This is a genomic window from Duganella sp. BJB476, assembly GCF_003416895.1.
In the GTDB taxonomy this organism is placed as follows: domain Bacteria; phylum Pseudomonadota; class Gammaproteobacteria; order Burkholderiales; family Burkholderiaceae_D; genus Rugamonas.
Map to the genome: position 1 here is coordinate 562,397 of NZ_QVIO01000003.1, position 16,908 is coordinate 579,304.

The 16,908-nt window shown below is 62.4% G+C and carries 10 protein-coding genes; 5 read left to right on the top strand and 5 right to left on the bottom strand.

Features of this window, described 5'->3' with window-relative positions; genetic code table 11:
• Nucleotides 1-130: 130 nt before the first annotated feature.
• Nucleotides 131-877, top strand: coding sequence for a MerR family transcriptional regulator (locus tag D0T21_RS15895; protein WP_116990568.1), 747 nt, complete (start codon nucleotides 131-133; stop codon nucleotides 875-877).
• On the opposite strand, the gene D0T21_RS15900 is transcribed toward D0T21_RS15895, so the two are convergent.
• Nucleotides 874-2,748 (bottom strand): glucokinase, encoded by a 1,875-nt coding sequence (locus tag D0T21_RS15900; protein WP_116990569.1) that lies wholly within the window; start codon nucleotides 2,746-2,748, stop codon nucleotides 874-876. The genes D0T21_RS15895 and D0T21_RS15900 overlap by 4 nt on opposite strands.
• Before the next feature lie 92 nt (nucleotides 2,749-2,840).
• Nucleotides 2,841-4,478 carry an alpha-amylase family glycosyl hydrolase gene (locus tag D0T21_RS15905; protein WP_116990570.1) on the bottom strand — a complete coding sequence of 546 codons (1,638 nt, stop codon included), beginning with the start codon at nucleotides 4,476-4,478 and terminating at the stop codon, nucleotides 2,841-2,843.
• A 216-nt stretch (nucleotides 4,479-4,694) separates the two neighbouring features.
• Between D0T21_RS15905 and D0T21_RS15910 the strand changes: the two genes are divergently transcribed.
• The 4 genes from D0T21_RS15910 to D0T21_RS15925 all read left to right on the top strand — a co-directional run bounded on the left by D0T21_RS15910 (nucleotide 4,695) and on the right by D0T21_RS15925 (nucleotide 11,957).
• Nucleotides 4,695-6,290 carry an oligopeptide:H+ symporter gene (locus tag D0T21_RS15910; RefSeq protein ID WP_116990571.1) on the top strand — a complete coding sequence of 532 codons (1,596 nt, stop codon included), beginning with the start codon at nucleotides 4,695-4,697 and terminating at the stop codon, nucleotides 6,288-6,290.
• 106 nt (nucleotides 6,291-6,396) lie between these two features.
• Entirely contained in the window at nucleotides 6,397-9,150 is a 2,754-nt protein-coding gene (locus tag D0T21_RS15915; protein ID WP_116990572.1) for an alpha-1,6-glucosidase domain-containing protein, read from the top strand.
• A gap of 48 nt (nucleotides 9,151-9,198) precedes the next feature.
• A complete protein-coding gene (locus D0T21_RS15920) occupies nucleotides 9,199-9,558 on the top strand; it encodes a PKD domain-containing protein (protein WP_116990573.1) in 360 nt (119 codons plus the stop codon).
• Nucleotides 9,559-9,674: 116 nt separating this feature from the next.
• A complete protein-coding gene (locus tag D0T21_RS15925; protein WP_116990574.1) occupies nucleotides 9,675-11,957 on the top strand; it encodes a GH92 family glycosyl hydrolase in 2,283 nt (760 codons plus the stop codon).
• A 3-nt stretch (nucleotides 11,958-11,960) separates the two neighbouring features.
• Here D0T21_RS15925 and D0T21_RS15930 read toward each other — a convergent pair whose 3' ends face one another.
• The 3 genes from D0T21_RS15930 to D0T21_RS15940 form a co-directional block, all read right to left on the bottom strand.
• On the bottom strand, nucleotides 11,961-13,652 hold the full coding sequence (locus D0T21_RS15930) for an alpha-amylase family glycosyl hydrolase (protein WP_116990575.1): 1,692 nt from the start codon (nucleotides 13,650-13,652) through the stop codon (nucleotides 11,961-11,963).
• Nucleotides 13,653-13,674: 22 nt separating this feature from the next.
• Nucleotides 13,675-15,306, bottom strand: coding sequence for an alpha-D-glucose phosphate-specific phosphoglucomutase (locus D0T21_RS15935; RefSeq protein WP_116990576.1), 1,632 nt, complete (start codon nucleotides 15,304-15,306; stop codon nucleotides 13,675-13,677).
• A gap of 101 nt (nucleotides 15,307-15,407) precedes the next feature.
• Nucleotides 15,408-16,736 (bottom strand): MFS transporter, encoded by a 1,329-nt coding sequence (locus D0T21_RS15940; protein ID WP_116990577.1) that lies wholly within the window; start codon nucleotides 16,734-16,736, stop codon nucleotides 15,408-15,410.
• Nucleotides 16,737-16,908: the final 172 nt, after the last annotated feature.

Genomic DNA, 16,908 nt, shown 5'->3' on the forward strand with positions numbered 1-16,908 from the left:
CCTTACGATATAACAAGTTAAGATATAACTTATTGAGATATATCTTAACTTGTTTACGAAAGAGTTCAAGGACTTTTTTTATATAATTTACGCTTGACCTTCACGCCACGTCAGAGTTCAAGCTGCCCTCATGCTCACAGTAAAACAACTTTCCAAGCTGACCGGCGTCACTACCCGGACCCTGCACTACTACGACGAGATTGGGTTGTTGAAGCCTACGCGCGTCGGCGACAACGGTTATCGCTATTACGGCGAGGCGGCGCAGTTGAGGCTGCAGCAGATCCTGTTCTACCGGGAACTGGACGTGCCGTTGGCGGAGATCCGCAAGCTGATGGAGCGTGACGATTTCGACGTCATGGCCGCCCTGCTCAGTCACAAGGAAGCGTTGCGCAATCAGGCCAAGCGGCTGCAAGGACTGATCGCGACTGTGGACAACACCATCCTCCACCTACAAGGGAAGCAGATCATGAGCAGCGAAGGTTTATTTTCCGGCTTGAACAAGCCGCAGCAACAGGCGTATGCCGAGGAAGCGGAACAGCGTTACGACGCCGCCACGGTAAGGGCGTCCACCAAGCAATGGGGCGCCTACAGCAAGGCCAAGCAGGATGCCATCATGGCGGAAGGGAATACGGTTTATACCGATATGGTCGCGGCCATGCCGCAGGGAGCGGACAGCGCGGCGGTGCAGGCGATCGTGCAGCGCTGGCGCGATCATCTGGAATATTTCTGGGTGCCGCAGGTGGAGCAGCTGACCAGCCTGGCCGCAACCTACTCCGAAGACGCCCGCTTCAAAGCCAACTTCGACAAGCTCCACCCCGAGCTGGCGACGTTCATGCTGCACGCGGTGCAGCACTACGTCCGGGGTTTTGGGTTTTAGCTATCGAGGTGGGAGATCAGCAGGCGGCGGTTGTCGTCTCCGCCGCTGGCGGTCTTGTGCTCGACCACCAGGCGCGAGTTCTGCGTGTCCAGCGAGATGCCCACCGACAGGATGTCGATCAGCAGCAGTTGCAGGATGCGCGAGATCATCGACAGGAAGGTCGTGCTGTCTTCGCTGTGGTCGACCGCCAGGCATACGCTGGCTTTCTTGGCCAGCGGCGAATTGCTCGACGTGATAGCGATGACGTCCGCCCCCGCCGCGCGCGCCGCATCGACCGCCGCCAGCAGATCCGGCAGCTTGCCGGAATTGGAGATGGCAATCACCACGTCACCCGGATTCAACAACTCGGCCGCCAAGGTCAGCAGATGCGAATCGCCATACGCCGACGTCGGAATGCGGAAGCGGAAGAACTTGTGCTGTCCATCCAGCGCCACCACGCGCGAATTGCCCATCGCGTAGAACTCGACCCGCTTGGCCTTGGCCACCAGCGCGATCGCCTTGTCCAGCGAACGCACGTCCAGCTGGTCGCGGAATTTCAAAATCGCGGAAACAGTATTGTCGATAACCTTGGCGCTCAGGTCGTGCGTGCTGTCGCTGACGCGCACCTGGCTGTGGCGCACAGGAATCGCACCGGTCAGGCTGCTGGCGAACTTCAATTTGAAGTCGGCCAGGCCGAGGAAGCCCAGCGAACGGCAGAAACGGATCACGGTCGGCTGGCTCACTTCGGCCAGGCGCGCGATGTCGGCGATCGGCTCGTTCAGCACCAGGCGTGGCTGCTCCAGCACCAGCTGCGCCACGCGCTGCTCGGCCGGCGTCAGCTCGTGCTGCAAGTGCTGCACGCGCTCCATCAGCGTGTTGGCGCCGCTGCGACCGCGCAGGTGCTCGGACAAGATCGTCGCCACGCCGTAGAACGCTGGATTCGGCGTGGTGATCACATAGGTCGGAATCTCCGACAAGTAACTGGTGAAACGGCCCTTGGCCTCGAAGCGCGTGCGGAACGGCGACGAGGCGAACCACTCGCCCATACGCGGCACGATGCCGCCACCGATGAACATGCCGCCGAAGGCGCCCAGGGTCACGGCCAGGTTGGCGGTGGCGCCGCCCAGCATGGCGCAGAAGCATTCCAGCACTTCCAGGCACAGCGGGTCTTTGTCGGTCAGCGCGCCAGCCATGATCTCCTGCGAGGTCAGGTCGCGCACCTGGCGTCCATTGCGCTTGGCGATGGCGCGGTAGATGATCTCCATGCCGGGACCGGAGATCAGGCGCTCGGTCGAGACGTGCGACCAGGTCTGCCAGGCGTACTGCAAAATCGAATATTCGCGCTCGTCGGCCGGCGCGAAGTTGGTGTGACCGCCTTCCGAACCCAGCGTGACGAAACCGTCCACGGTCGGAATCACGCCCGACACGCCCAGGCCGGTACCCGGCCCCAGCACGCCGATGACCGAATTGGAAGCCGGCTTGCCGCCGCCCACCTGCATCAGGTCGGCCGGCTTCAGGCCAGGCAGCGACATCGCCAGCGCGGTGAAGTCGTTCACCACCAGCAGCGTGTGCAGGCCCAGGGCGCGGCGCACTTCGTCGGTGGAGAATTCCCAGTCGCGGTTGGTCATGCGCACGTGGTCGCCGCTGACCGGATTGGCCACCGCCAACGCCGCGTGGTTCAGCGTGATATCGGAATGATCCGACAGATAGGAGCGCAGCATCGCCACGATGTCGGTGTAGTCGTCGCACTTGAGCACGCGCACCGCGCGGAACTCGCCGGGGGCGGTCTGCAAGGCGAAGCGGGCATGCGTCGCGCCGATGTCGGCCAGCAGGCGCGGGCCGTCGGCGAAGGCGGTGCGGTTCAGTTTTTGATCTACTTCAGCTTGTTTCATCGTCAATTCAGTCAAAACAGTTGGCGGAAGCATACCCGAAATACCTGGTGTTAAGAAGGAAACGATGCGAAATCGTATCGTTCCCCCTACCCTTAACGGGCGTAGCCGAACCAGGCGCCGAAGGCCGGCAGTTGCACCTGGCCGTCCACCACTGTACCCGGCAGGCCGTAACCGTCCATCTGCTCGGCGCCCACCGCCTGCGGCAGCGCGCAGCTGACCGGCTCCGCACCCAGGTTGAACACGGCGATGATGCCACGCTCCCCTTCGGCATCGCGGCGCAGCGCCAGCACCGGCTCCGGCGTGTCGAAGAACTGGATCGCGCCGCGCGTCAGCTGCGGCAGCTTGCGGCGCCAGGCGATGAACTTGCGGGTGAATTCCAGCGACGATGCGGCATCGCCCTCCTGCACCGAGGCCGCCTTGGCCAGGTGGTCCGGCGATACCGGCAGCCACGGCTTGCCTTCGGTGAAGCCGCCGTTGGCGCCGTCGGTCCACGCCATCGGCGTGCGGCAGCCGTCGCGGCCCTTGAACTCCGGCCAGAAGGTGATGCCGTACGGGTCCTGCAGCAGCTCGAACGGCACGTCCGCCTCGGCGAAGGCCAGTTCGTCGCCCTGGTACAGGCACGGCGTGCCTTTCAGCGACAGCTGCATCGCCAGGATCATCTTGGCGAACGCCGCCGGTGCGTCCGGACCGCCCCAGCGGGTCGCCACGCGCTGCACGTCATGGTTGCCGACCGACCAGGAAGCCCAGCCGCCCTTGACGCGCGCCTCGAAATTCTCCACTTGCTGGCGGATGTAGTGCGACGAGCAGGTCGGCACCAGCAGGTTGAAGCTGTAGGCCATTTGCAGCTTGTCGCCGTCGGCGGTGTACTCGGCCATCACGGCCAGCGAATCGTCGGCGCCCACTTCGCCGATGGCGACCGCCTTGTATTCATTGAGCAGCGAACGCAGTTTTTGCAGGAAAGGCAGGTTCTCCGGGCGGCTCTTGTCGTAGATGTGCGCCTGCATGCCGTAGGGATTGACGTCCGATACGGTGGCGGTGTCGCGGTTGACGGCCGGCGGATTGCTGCGCAGTTCCTGGTCGTGGAAGTGGAAATTGCAGGCATCCAGGCGGATGCCGTCGACGCCGCGCTCCAGCCAGAAACGCAGCGCGTCCAGGTGCGCCTGCTGCACTTGCGGGTTGTGGAAATTGACCTGCGGCTGGCTGACCAGGAAATTGTGTAAATAGTATTGACGACGGCGCGTATCCCACTGCCACGACGAGCCGCCGAACACCGACATCCAGTTGTTCGGCGGATTGCCGTCCGGCGCCGGATCGGACCAGACATACCAGTCGGCCTTGGGATTGTCGCGGCTGGAGCGGCTCTCCTTGAACCATGCATGCTCCTCGGCCGTGTGGGCCATCACCTGGTCGATCATGATCTTCAGGCCCAGGCTGTGCGCCTTGGCGATCATCACGTCGAAGTCGGCCAGCGTGCCGAACATCGGATCGACGTCGCAGTAATCGGAGATGTCGTAGCCGAAATCCTTCATCGGCGATTTGAAATAAGGCGAAATCCAGACGATGTCCACGCCCAGCGATGCGATATAGTCCAGCTTTGCCGTAATCCCGGGTATATCGCCGATGCCGTCACCGTTGGTGTCGTTGAAGCTGCGCGGGTAGACCTGGTAGATGATCGCCTCGCGGTACCAGTCCTGGGAGTGCGGTGAAACTTGTGTAAGTTGCTTAGTCATAAGAAAATCCGGGGTTGGCAAAGCTGGATATAGGTTTGTAGACAATATACATCACGAATATGGTTTTTTCAATCCATGAGGCACTTGCGGATTAATACAATTAATCCATAAAAATCAACATCTTGCGAATATTTACAAAATTTCGCAGGATAAAAATAGTAGTCAAACTACACAAAATCAGGAGAGAAAATAGTGAGCAACACCGGTAACGGGCCGATGCCCCGGCAAATTCCTTACATCATCGCCAACGAAGGCTGCGAACGCTTCAGCTTTTATGGCATGCGCAACATCCTGACGCCGTTCCTGCTCAGCACCCTGTTGCTGTTCGTGCCGCTGGCCGACCGCGCCAGCGAGGCCAAGCACGTCTTCCACACCTTCGTCATCGGCGTGTACTTCTTCCCGCTGCTGGGCGGCTGGCTGGCCGACCGCTGGTTCGGCAAGTACAACACGGTGTTCTGGTTCAGCCTGATCTACGTGGCCGGCCATGCCTGCCTGGCTATCTTCGAGGACAACCTCAAGGGCTTCTACTTCGGCCTGTTCCTGATCGCGTTCGGCTCGGGCGGCATCAAGCCGCTGGTGGCGGCCTTCGTCGGCGACCAGTTCGACCAGACCAACAAGAACCGCGCCAAGCTGGTGTATGACGCCTTCTACTGGATCATCAACTTCGGCTCTTTCTTCGCCTCGCTGCTGATGCCGGTGTTCCTGCGCGACTACGGCCCGGCCGTCGCCTTCGGCATTCCCGGCATCCTGATGGCGGTCGCCACGCTGGTATTCTGGCTCGGCAAGCGCAAGTACATCCACGTACCGCCGGCCGCGCCGAATCCCAACTCCTTCAGCAGCGTGGCCCGCACCGCGCTGATGAGCAAGCAGCCCGGCCAATCGCGTCCAGGCCTGATGATGACCGGTGTCGGCGCGCTGGGCGCGGTGGCGTCGCTGTGCATGACGCCGCAGTGGGGCTTCGTCATCGCCGCCTGCCTGGCGCTGGTGCTGGTGCTGGCGTTTGGCGGCATCGGCGTGTCGATGCAACTGGACCGCGCACGCGGCCTGCATAGCGACGAGGCGGTGGAAGGCGTGCGCTCGGTGCTGCGCGTCCTGATCGTGTTCGCGATGGTGACGCCGTTCCATTCGCTGTTCGACCAGAAGGCGTCGACCTGGATCGTGCAGGCCAATGCGATGAATAGCCCGCTGCTGAACATCTTCGGCTGGGAATTCACGCTGCTGCCGGCGCAGATGCAGGCGGTCAATCCGATTCTGGTGATGCTGCTGATCCCGTTCAACAACCTGGCCTTGTATCCGATCATGCGCGCCATCGGCATCACGCCAACGCCGCTGCGCCGCATGGGCATGGGCATCGCGCTGGCTGGCGTGTCGTGGATCGTGATCGGCATGATCCAGTTGCAGATGGACGGTGGAGACAAGGTCTCCATCCTGTGGCAGCTGCTGCCGTATGCGCTGCTGACGCTGGGTGAGGTACTGGTGTCGGCGACGGGACTGGAGTTCGCCTATAGCCAGGCGCCGGCGCCGATGAAGGGCATCATCCTGAGCTTCTGGTATCTGGCGATCACGGTCGGCAACCTGTGGGTGCTGATCGTCAATGCGGGGGTGAAGAACGACGCCGTCAGCGCGTACATCGCCACCAGCGGCTTGAGCGTGATCGCGTTCCAGATGTTCTTCTTTGCCGCCTTCGCGCTGCTGGTCGCGGCCATCTTCGCGCTGTACGCGATACGCTACAAGATGGTGGATAACTACCGCAGCGAAGGCCCTGCAAGCTTCTGCTACCCCGAGGGAGAAAAGGGCGAATCCAAGCCATAAGTATCAAAACTACAGATTTTGGATTACCATAACCGGCAAATACAGGGGTATTTGTCGGTTTTTTGTAGCCGCACTACCTAAATTCTATAATTTTGGAGGCGGCGATATGGGCGGTATTCATCTTGGGACGTGGGTGGCTGGGGTTACTGTTGGCGGCGCGCTGGCGTTGACCTGTGTGACGGCTGCTGCCGCCGATGCGACGCTGGCCGCATGCGACGGGCCGTTCGCCACCGTCTTGCAGCCCGCCATCGCCGCCGATGCGCGGGCATACTGGCTCAATCGACAGCTGATCAAGTGGCCGGGCGCCGATGCTTCCAACGGAGCTTTCAAACTCTATTACTCCGCTTCCGCCTCGCTGCATGCGGCGCCTGGCGCGCGCGTGTCCGGCGCGGATGGCTCGCTGGCCTTGGCGCGCTTTGATGGCGGCTTGCCGTCCGATGTCGCGCAGCGCTTCAAATTCGTCGGCAATGGCGCTGTGCTGACGTTGGCAGCTGCGGATACGGCGCGCCTCGGCGGCGTGCTGACGCAGCAGGTCATGCTGGTGCAGGAAGCCGATGACGGCACCGTGCGCGACGCCACCACACTGCAAATCGCCGGCGCGCTCGATGACTTGTATGCCAGCGCCGCCAACGCGCGCGATCTGGGCGTCAGTGTCGGCAAACAAACCGGCTTCAAACTATGGGCGCCGACCGCGCAGCGCGTTGCACTGTGCACCTACTCGACCGGCTCCGGCAAAGCTTCCGCCATCACCACCATGCAGCGCGACGATACCACCGGCGTCTGGTCCGCGCATCTTGATGGCAAACGCTCCGGCCAGTACTACCAATTCCTGGTGGACGTGGTGGCGCAATCGGCGGGCCTGGTGCGCAACCTCGTCACCGATCCCTACTCGATCAGCCTGACCACCGACTCAAAGCGCAGCTACATCGCCGACCTGAGCGCAGCCAACCTGAAGCCCGCAGGCTGGGACCAAACCCCCGCCCCGAAAAAAGTCGCCACCCAATCCGACATGACGGTCTACGAACTGCATGTGCGCGACTTCTCGATCAACGACAGCACCGTCAGCGCCGCCAACCGCGGCAAGTACACCGCCTTCACCGAAGCCGGCTCCAACGGCATGAAGCACCTGGCCGCGCTGAGCAAAGCCGGCATGACCGACATCCACCTGCTGCCCGTGTACGACATCGGCAGCGTGCCGGAAACAGGCTGCGTCACGCCGGCCATCCCGTCGGGCCTGAAGCCGGACGGCGAAGAACAGCAAGCGCTGGTCACCAAGACCCAGGCCACCGACTGCTACAACTGGGGCTACGACCCGTACCACTACAACGCGCCCGAAGGCAGCTACGCCACCGACCCGGCCGACGGCGCCAAACGCATCGTCGAGTTCCGCCAGATGGTGCAGGCGCTGCATAAGACCGGCCTGCGCGTCGGCATGGACGTGGTGTACAACCATACCTTCATCGCCGGCCAGAATGAGAAGTCCGTGCTGGACCGCGTGGTGCCCGGTTACTACCACCGCCTGAACGCCAAGGGCGCGATCGAACGCTCCACCTGCTGCGACAACACCGCCACTGAAAACCTGATGATGGCCAAGCTGATGATCGACTCCGTCGAACAGTGGGCGGTGCAGTACAAGATAGACTCGTTCCGCTTCGACCTGATGGGCCATCAGCCGCGCGCCGCGATGGAGCAATTGCAAGCCCGCGCCGACCGCGCCACCGGCCGCCACATCAACCTTATCGGCGAGGGCTGGAACTTCGGCGAAGTGGCCGACGGCGCGCGCTTCGTGCAGGCCTCCCAGCTGTCGTTGAACGGCAGCGGCATCGGCACCTTCAGCGACCGCGCGCGCGACGCGGTGCGCGGCGGTGGCGCCGGCGACAGCGGCGTGCAGATGATCACGCAACAAGGCTACATCAACGGCCTGGTGTACGACGCCAATGCACAGGCGGGCGCACGCCCAGCCAGCGATCTGCTGCAAGCGTCGGACCTGGTCAAGGTCGGCCTGGCCGGTTCGATCCGCAGCTACCCGCTGCAAACCTGGAGCGGCAAGACGCAGCAGTTGCAGGACATCGTCTACGGCGGCAACCAGCCGGCCGGCTACGCCAGCGAACCGGGCGAAGTAGTCAACTACGTTGAGAACCACGACAACCAGACGCTGTACGACATCAACGCCTTCAAGCTGCCGCGCACCACCAGCGCCGAGCGCGCGCAGGTGCAGATGCTGGGCGCCGCCATCAACGCCTTCAGCCAGGGCGTGGCCTACTTCCATGCGGGCTTCGACATCCTGCGCTCCAAATCGCTGGACCGCAACAGCTTCGAATCGGGCGACTGGTTCAATCGTATCGACTGGAGCTACCAGGACAACTACTACGGCATCGGCGCGCCGCGCGCGGAAGACAACGGCAAGGACTATGACCTGATCAAGCCACTGCTGCGCGACGCCGCCATCAAGCCGTCGCCAAAGGACATCGCCTATGCGCGCGACGCCTTCCGCGACCTGCTGGCGATCCGCTCCAGCAGCACGCTGTTCCGCCTGCGCACCGCCGCCGACATCAAACAGCGCCTGCGCTTCCACAACACCGGCAGCGGCCAGGTGCCGACCGTGATCGTCGCCCACCTGGACGGCGCCGGCTATGCGGGCGCCAACTTCAAATCCATCACCTACCTGATCAACGTCGACAAAGTGGCGCAACGCGTGACGGTCGACGCAGAAAAGAACCACCACTACCAACTGCATCCGGTGCACACAAACATGGCCGCAGCGGACAAACGCGTGGCCCTGGAAGCCAAGTACGATGCCACTTCCGGCACGTTTGCAATTCCGCCACGCAGCGCCGTGGTATTCGTAGAAAAGAAGTAAACACCGTGATATCTTTTCGGCTCCCAGTCGAGCCGGAAAGAGACCATAATGAGACGCAACCATATCGCATCACTGCTGCTAACGCTAACCCTCAGCGCCTGCGGCGGCGGTGGAGACTACAACGCGCCAGCGAATCATGCACCGATCGCCATCGCCGGTCCCGCACAAGGCGTGACGGCGGGCAGCTCGGTCAAGCTGGCCGGCAGCGGCACCGACGCCGACCAGGACATCCTCAGTTATTCGTGGACGCTGACCAAACCCGCAGGCAGCACCGCCGCCCTGCTGAACTACCACGTCGCCACGCCGACCTTCTTCGCCGACCTGCCGGGCGTCTACGTCGCCACGCTGACCGTCAACGACGGCAAACTCGATAGCGCGCCATCGTCCGTCGTCATCACCGCGCAGTAGCTGGCGCAGCTTGTTTAGTAATCGGCCAATAAACATGAAGGCCGCCCAGGCCTGTTGGTTTCCGGCGATGGCATAGCTGCTACACTGGTTTTCGCCAGTCACCACCGCCAAAAACCATGAAACTGCACACGCTTGCGCTGCCCCTCCTCCTGTCCGCGCTGACCGCTTCGGCCGCGCCCATCGCCGATCCTGTCGAATGGATCAATCCCTTGATGGGCACCGCCAGCAAGCCCGAACTATCAAACGGCAATACCTATCCGACCATCGCGCTGCCGTGGGGGATGAATTTCTGGACGCCGCAGACCGGCAAGATGGGCAACGGCTGGGCCTACACCTACGACGCCGACAAGATCCGCGGCTTTAAGCAAACGCACCAGCCGTCGCCATGGATGAACGACTACGGCCAGTTCGCCATCATGCCCGTTACCGGCAAGCCCAAGTTCACGCAGGACGACCGCGCCAGCTGGTTCTCGCACAAGGCGGAAGTGGCCAAGCCCTATTACTACAGCGTCTACCTGGCCGATGCCGACGTGACCACCGAGATCGCGCCGACCGAACGCGCGGCTCAGTTCCGTTTCACCTTCCCAAAAACCGACGACGCCTACGTGGTGGTGGACGCCTATGACAAAGGCTCGTACATCAAGGTGATTCCGGCGGAGCGCAAGATCGTCGGCTACAGCACCCGCTACGCGCGCGGTCCGCTGCCGAAGAATTTCAAGAACTACTTCGTCATCTACTTCGACAAGCCATTCACCTCCACCCGCATCTGGAGCGGCGACAAAGTGGTGAGCAATGTCATGGAACTGGCCAGCGACCATAGCGGCGCAGTGGTCGGCTTCAAGACCGCAAAAGGCGAAAAGGTCGGCATGCGCGTGGCCTCCTCCTTCATCAGCGAAGCACAGGCGGAGCTGAACCTGAAGCGCGAACTGGCGGCCGACAGCTTCGACGCCACCGCGCAAAAAGGCAAGGAGGTGTGGAACAAGACGCTGAGCCGCATCAGCGTGGAAGGCGGCAGCGACGACCAGACGCGCACCTTCTATTCCAGCCTGTATCGCATGCTCTTCTTCCCGAACAAACTGTATGAGATCGACGCCAACAACCAGATCGTCCACTGGAGTCCTTACAACGGCAAGATCCTGCCCGGCTATATGTACGCAGGCACCGGCTTCTGGGACACCTTCCGCGCGCTGTATCCCTTCCTTAACCTGATGTACCCGTCGATCAACCGCGAGATGCAGGCCGGCCTGGCGAACGACTACAAGGAAAGCGGCTGGCTGCCCGAATGGTCCAGCCCCGGCCTGGCCGACGTCATGATCGGGAATAACTCGGCATCGGTGGTGGCGGAGGCCTATGTCAAAGGCTTGCGCGGCTACGACATCGACACCCTGTGGCAAGCGCTGAAGCACGGCGCCGACAACGAAGGACCGATGAGCGCCGTCGGCCGCGCCGGCGTCAAGTACTACAACGAACTTGGCTACGTGCCGTACGACGTCAAGATCAACGAGAACGCCGCACGCACGCTGGAATATGCGTACGACGATTTCGCCATCTACCAGCTGGGCAAGGCGCTCGGCAAGCCGCAGTCGGAGATCGGCATCTACGCGCAGCGGGCGATGAACTATAAAAAACTGTTCGACCCGGATACGGGCCTCATGCGCGGCAAGAACAAGGACGGCAGCTTCCAGTCGCCCTTCAACCCGTTCAAATGGGGCGACGCCTTCACCGAGGGGAATAGCTGGCATTACACCTGGTCCGTGTTCCAGGACGTGAACGGCCTGGTGGACCTGATGGGCGGCCGCGAGAAGTTCGTCGCCAAGCTGGATCAGGTGTTCACGCTGCCGCCGACCTTCGACGAAAGCTACTACGGCGAAGTGATACACGAGATCCGCGAAATGCAGATCGCGAACATGGGCCAGTACGCGCACGGCAACCAGCCCATCCAGCACATGATCTACCTGTACGACTACGCGGGCGCGCCGTGGAAGACGCAGTACTGGGCGCGCGAAACCATGAACCGCCTGTACAAGGCCACGCCGGACGGCTACTGCGGCGACGAGGACAACGGCCAGACCTCGGCATGGTATGTGTTCTCGGCGCTGGGCTTCTACCCTGTCACGCCGGTGGTGCCGCAGTACGTACTGGGCGCGCCGCTGTTCAAGAAGGTCACGCTGCGCCTGGAGAACGGCAAGACGGTGGTCATCAACGCCCCCGCCAACAGCGACAGCAAGCGCTATGTGAACGCGCTCAAGGTCGACGGCAAGCCGTATTCGAAGAACTGGCTAAGCCATGCCGGATTGATGCAGGGCGCGGTGCTGGACTTCGACATGTCCGACAAGCCGAACACGCAACGCGCCACCGCACCAGCTGAGGCGCCCTACTCGCTCTCGACCGACCGCTAACGCTTACTCCTGCCCGATCAAGACGACAGCGTTCTTCGTACCGAAGCTAACGCTGCCGCCTTTCACCACGGCGCTCTTGCCGGAGTAGTAGTCCTTGACCTTCTGGCCGTTGGCGAACACGCCGTGCAGATTGATGCTTGCGGCTTTATCGGTCGGCAGGTCCAGCGCGACGACCACCTTGTCGTGCAGCGCGCCTTTGTCGTAGGTGCGCTTGAAGACGTAAGGTTTGGCTTGCAGCTGCTGGTGCACGCCCGCGCCCACCGACACGTGGTCCTTGCGGAACAGGCCGATCTTGGCCCAGTGCGCGCGCACCTCGCCGATCTTGTATCCATCGCGCTGCACGTTCTGCGCCAGTTCATCCCAGTTCATGAAGGAGCGCAGCTTGGCGTCGCCCACCGCTTCGGCCACGTCCAGCTTGCGCGCGGTCTCGTCGCCGTAGTAGATCTGCGCCGCGCCGGGCGCCAGCAGCAGTTTGTTCGCGCTTTCGAACGGCTTCCTGCGCGAGGCATCAAACGGCTTGTCGTAATCGTGTGAGTCCAGGTAGTTCAGCACCGAGTAGCCATCCAGCGCACCGCCGTGCAGAATATTCGAATAGCTGCTGAACAGCGGCTCGTAATCCTTCTCCGCGTCGTACACCAGGCCGAAATTGATCAGGCTATTGAAGCCGCTCTGATAATAGTTGGCGGTCTGGCCGCCGCCCAGGTCGAACACCAGGCCCTGCGCGATGTTGTAGTTGTAGACTTCCGCCGTCGAATAGAACTTGTCGTCGCTGAGCTTCTTGTCTGGGTTGGCACGCTTCCAGTCTTCGAAGGCCTCGGCAGCCACGGTGTTCAGTTCCTTCCATACCTTGGCTTCGACGTGCTTGACGGTGTCGGCGCGGAAGCCGTCGACGCCGTACTTGCGCACCCAGTCCGAATGCCACTTCATCAGGTAGTAGCGCGGCGCGCGCGGATAGCCGGTGCGGGCGAAGAACTCGTTCAACTCCTTCACTTCGCGCTCGAAGCGGCCTTCGCGCTGCCATTTCGCGGCCAGGTTCTCCGGCAGCTCGACCGGCGTATCGCTGTCGGTGCGGAAGTCCGGCAGGTTCTTCACCAGCGTGCATTCGATGGTGGTCTTGGCGTCCTTGTAGGTGCACTGCGGGCCGGTGCGCACCCAGTCGTCCGGCCAGGCGTAGTCAGTCTCCGTCACCGGGCCGGTCTGGTTCATCACCACGTCCAGCAACACGCGGATGCCGTGCGCGTGCGCGGCGTCGACCAGGTTGCGGAAGTCGTTTTCCGTCCCCAGGTTGGCGTCGACGGCGGTGAAGTCGGCGGCCCAGTAACCATGGAAGCCGTAGGACTTACCGGTGCCTTCGTCGGTGCCTTCGTGGATCTGCTCCACCGGCGGCGAGACCCAGATCGCGCTGACGCCCAGGCTGTCGAAATAGCCTTCATTGATCTTGTTGGTGATGCCGGCCAGGTCACCGCCCATGTAGCCGCGCAGCGGGCCGGCGTCCGCCTTGCGGCCGTAGGCGAGATCGTTGCCGATGTAGGCGTTGTTGAAGCGGTCGGTCAGCATGAAATAGATCGTGGCGTTCTCCCACAGGAATGGCTTGCGGGCGGCCTGCTTGGCGGCCGGCGCAGCGATGGCCGAGGTGCCGGCCGCAGCCGCTCCAAGCGCCAGCGCCAGGGTCATTGCAAGGGGAGTCAATTTCATGCTGTCTTCCTTTATCTAAGTTTTATGTGGTGACGGTCGGACGCGCGCGTCCAGTCCATCCGGTGATGCCGCCAACCTGCTCGGCGATGAGTATCAATGCGGATAAGGCCTGCTGCGTGGGCAGGTGGTGGTAGGCGGGATCGGCTTCGTAGCGCTCCAGGTAGACGCGCAGGGTCGCACCCTCGGTGCCGGTGCCGGACAGGCGGTACACGATGCGCGAACCGTTGGTCATGACGATGCGTATGCCCTGCTGCGTGGCGACCGAGCCGTCGACCGGATCGGTGTAGGAAAAATCGTCGGCAAAATCGACCACGTAGTGCCCAAGGTCCTGCCCCGCCAGCGCGGTCAGCTTGACGCGCAGGGAAGCCATGAGTTCATTGGCGCCCTTGGTTTCGACCGCCTCGTAATCGTGGCGCGAGTAGTAGTTGCGGCCGAAGCGCGCCCAGTGTTCGCCCACCAGCTGCTCCACCGATTTGCCGCTGACTGCCAGCAGGTTGAGCCAGAACAGCACCGCCCACAGGCCGTCCTTCTCGCGTATGTGGTCCGAGCCGGTGCCGTAACTCTCCTCGCCGCACAGCGTGGCCTTGCCCGCGTCCAGCAGCGTGCCGAAGAACTTCCAGCCGGTCGGCGCTTCGTAGCACGGGATGCCCAGCGCATCGGCCACGCGGTCGGCCGCGCGCGAGGTCGGCATTGAGCGGGCGATGCCTTTCAGGCCGGCGCGGTAGCCCGGCGCCAGGGTCGCGTTGGCGGCCAGCACGGCCAGGCTGTCGGATGGCGTGACATCGAATTTGCGGCCGACGATCATATTGCGGTCGCCGTCGCCGTCGGAGGCGGCGCCGAAATCGGGCGCATCGTCCGCCGCCATGATGGCGATCAGCTGCGCGGCGTTAACGGGGTTGGGGTCCGGGTGATGGCCGCCGAAATCCTCCAGCGGCACGCCGTTGATGACGGTGCCGGCCGGCGCGCCCAGCATGCCTTCGAGGATGGTCGTGGCGTAGGGGCCGGAGACCGCGTGCATGCCGTCAAAGCACATGCGGAAGCCGCGTCCGAACAGCGCCTTGATGGCGTCGAAGTCGAACAGGCGCTGCATCAGCTCCGCATAGTCGGCGACCGGGTCGATCACCTCGACTTCCATCTGCTCGATGTGCGATACACCGAGGCGATCGATGTCGATGGCTGGCGCGTCGCTGATGCGGTACTGCTTGATGCTCTCGGTGCGGTGGAAGATCGCTTCGGTCACGCTCTCCGGCGCGGGGCCGCCGGCGGCGATGTTGTACTTGATGCCGAAGTCGCCATCCGGTCCGCCTGGATTGTGGCTGGCCGACAGCACGATGCCACCCAGCGCGCCGTGCTTGCGGATCACACAGCTGACGGCGGGCGTCGACAGGATGCCGCCCTGCCCCACCAGCACTTTGGCAAAGCCGTGCGCCGCCGCCATGTGCAGGATGGTCTGCACCGCCTCACGGTTGTGGAAGCGGCCATCGCCGCCCAGCACCAGCGTTTTGCCGGCGCAGTCGCCCAGCGTGTCGAACACGCTTTGCACGAAATTTTCGAGATAGGAAGGCTGTTGGAAGATGGAGACTTTTTTCCGCAAGCCTGAGGTCCCCGGCCGTTGGCCAGGGAACGCCTTGGTCGCTACAGTTTGTATGCTCATGTTCGCTCCGCACAGGTAAAGGACAGTATTCGCAGCCCCTGTTGTACCTGTTCCGGCAAACGGGTGGCGCGCGAATACGTGGTCAAGCGAACAATCCTACATCAGTGCCCGGCCGGTTCGGCGTTGTCGCGGACGGCCAAGGTCAGCACGCCCGCCACCGCCATGCACACGCCACCCAGCATCAGGGTCTTGACGGTGTGGCCGGCGAACCAGTGCTTGGTGACGAAGCCCAGCAGCACGCCGCTGACGATCTGCGGGATAGTGATGAAGAAATTGAACACGCCCATGTAGTAGCCCATGCGCTTGGCGGGCAGCGCGCCGGCCAGGATCGCGTACGGCATGGTCAGGATGCTGGCCCAAGCGATGCCGACGCCGATCATCGGCACGAACAGCAGGTTCAAATCATGGATGGCGTAGATGCTGAACAGGCTGACGCCGCCGATCAGCAGGCAGCTCATGTGCACGAATTTGCGGCTGGTCTTGCGCGCGAAAATCGGCAGGATGAAAGCAGCCAGCGCCGAGACGCCGCTGTAGACGGCGAACATCACGCCAACCCGGTTGCCCGCTTCCTGGAACGCCACCGATTGCGCGTCGGTGGTGCCGAAGACGTTTTCGCCGATGGCGGAGGTGGTGTAGATCCACATCGCGAACAGCGCGATCCAGGAGAAGAACTGCACGGCGGCCAGCTGCACCATGGTCTTCGGCATATTGGTGAAGCCGCCCATGATCTCCTTGAGCGCGTGGCCCAGGCCCTTGGTGCGGCGCTGCTCGGCGCGGAAGGCTTCCATGTCTTCGGGCGGCGTTTCCTTGGCGGTGAGGACGGTCCACAACACAGCCAGGAAGTAGATGGCGCCGCCAGCGTAGAACGAGTAACGTACCGTGTCGGGGATCGCGCCGTTGACCGGCACGTTGCTCACGCCCAGGAAGTCGGCGAAGATGGTCGGCAGCAGCGAGGCGATCACCGCGCCCCAACCGATGAAGAAGGTCTGCATCGCGAAGCCTGCGGTCTGCTGCGAGGAGCCCAGCTTGTCGCCGACGAAGGCGCGGAACGGCTCCATCGAGACGTTGATGGCGCCATCCATCAACCACAGGACGACGACGGCCATCCACAGCGCGGTGGAATTGGGCATCAGGAACAGTGCGATCGACGCCAGCAAGGCGCCGATGAAGAAGAATGGACGGCGGCGGCCCCAGGTCGGATGCCAGGTGTTGTCGCTCAGGTAGCCGATAATCGGCTGTACCAGCAGGCCGGTGACCGGCGCCGCGAGCCAGAACAGGGAGAGGTCGTCGGGATTGGCGCCCAGCGTGGAAAATATCCGGCTGGTGTTGGCATTTTGCAGCGCAAAGCCGAACTGGATGCCGAAAAAGCCGAAGCTCATGTTCCACAACTGCCAAAACGACAGTATGGGCTTGCTGCTGGAAGATTGCATGCTGCGTGTCCCCGACTATTTCTGAAATTTGTAGCAAAATAACACGCTGCCTGATACGTGTCAATTGAAAGAGTTTCCCAGTAAAATAAAGGAAACAAGCCATCCCAAGGGCAGTATTTTGTAGTCAAATGTAGCCAAACAACAAAATCATAACAACCTCTGAGACCACACA

Excerpts from the sequence above, each read along its gene's own strand:
- D0T21_RS15895 (WP_116990568.1), top strand. The coding sequence starts at position 131 with ATGCTCACAGTAAAACAACTTTCCAAGCTGACCGGCGTCACTACCCGG.
- D0T21_RS15900 (WP_116990569.1), bottom strand. The coding sequence starts at position 2,748 with ATGAAACAAGCTGAAGTAGATCAAAAACTGAACCGCACCGCCTTCGCC.
- D0T21_RS15905 (WP_116990570.1), bottom strand. The coding sequence starts at position 4,478 with ATGACTAAGCAACTTACACAAGTTTCACCGCACTCCCAGGACTGGTAC.
- D0T21_RS15910 (WP_116990571.1), top strand. The coding sequence starts at position 4,695 with ATGCCCCGGCAAATTCCTTACATCATCGCCAACGAAGGCTGCGAACGC.
- D0T21_RS15915 (WP_116990572.1), top strand. The coding sequence starts at position 6,397 with ATGGGCGGTATTCATCTTGGGACGTGGGTGGCTGGGGTTACTGTTGGC.
- D0T21_RS15920 (WP_116990573.1), top strand. The coding sequence starts at position 9,199 with ATGAGACGCAACCATATCGCATCACTGCTGCTAACGCTAACCCTCAGC.
- D0T21_RS15925 (WP_116990574.1), top strand. The coding sequence starts at position 9,675 with ATGAAACTGCACACGCTTGCGCTGCCCCTCCTCCTGTCCGCGCTGACC.
- D0T21_RS15930 (WP_116990575.1), bottom strand. The coding sequence starts at position 13,652 with ATGAAATTGACTCCCCTTGCAATGACCCTGGCGCTGGCGCTTGGAGCG.
- D0T21_RS15935 (WP_116990576.1), bottom strand. The coding sequence starts at position 15,306 with ATGAGCATACAAACTGTAGCGACCAAGGCGTTCCCTGGCCAACGGCCG.
- D0T21_RS15940 (WP_116990577.1), bottom strand. The coding sequence starts at position 16,736 with ATGCAATCTTCCAGCAGCAAGCCCATACTGTCGTTTTGGCAGTTGTGG.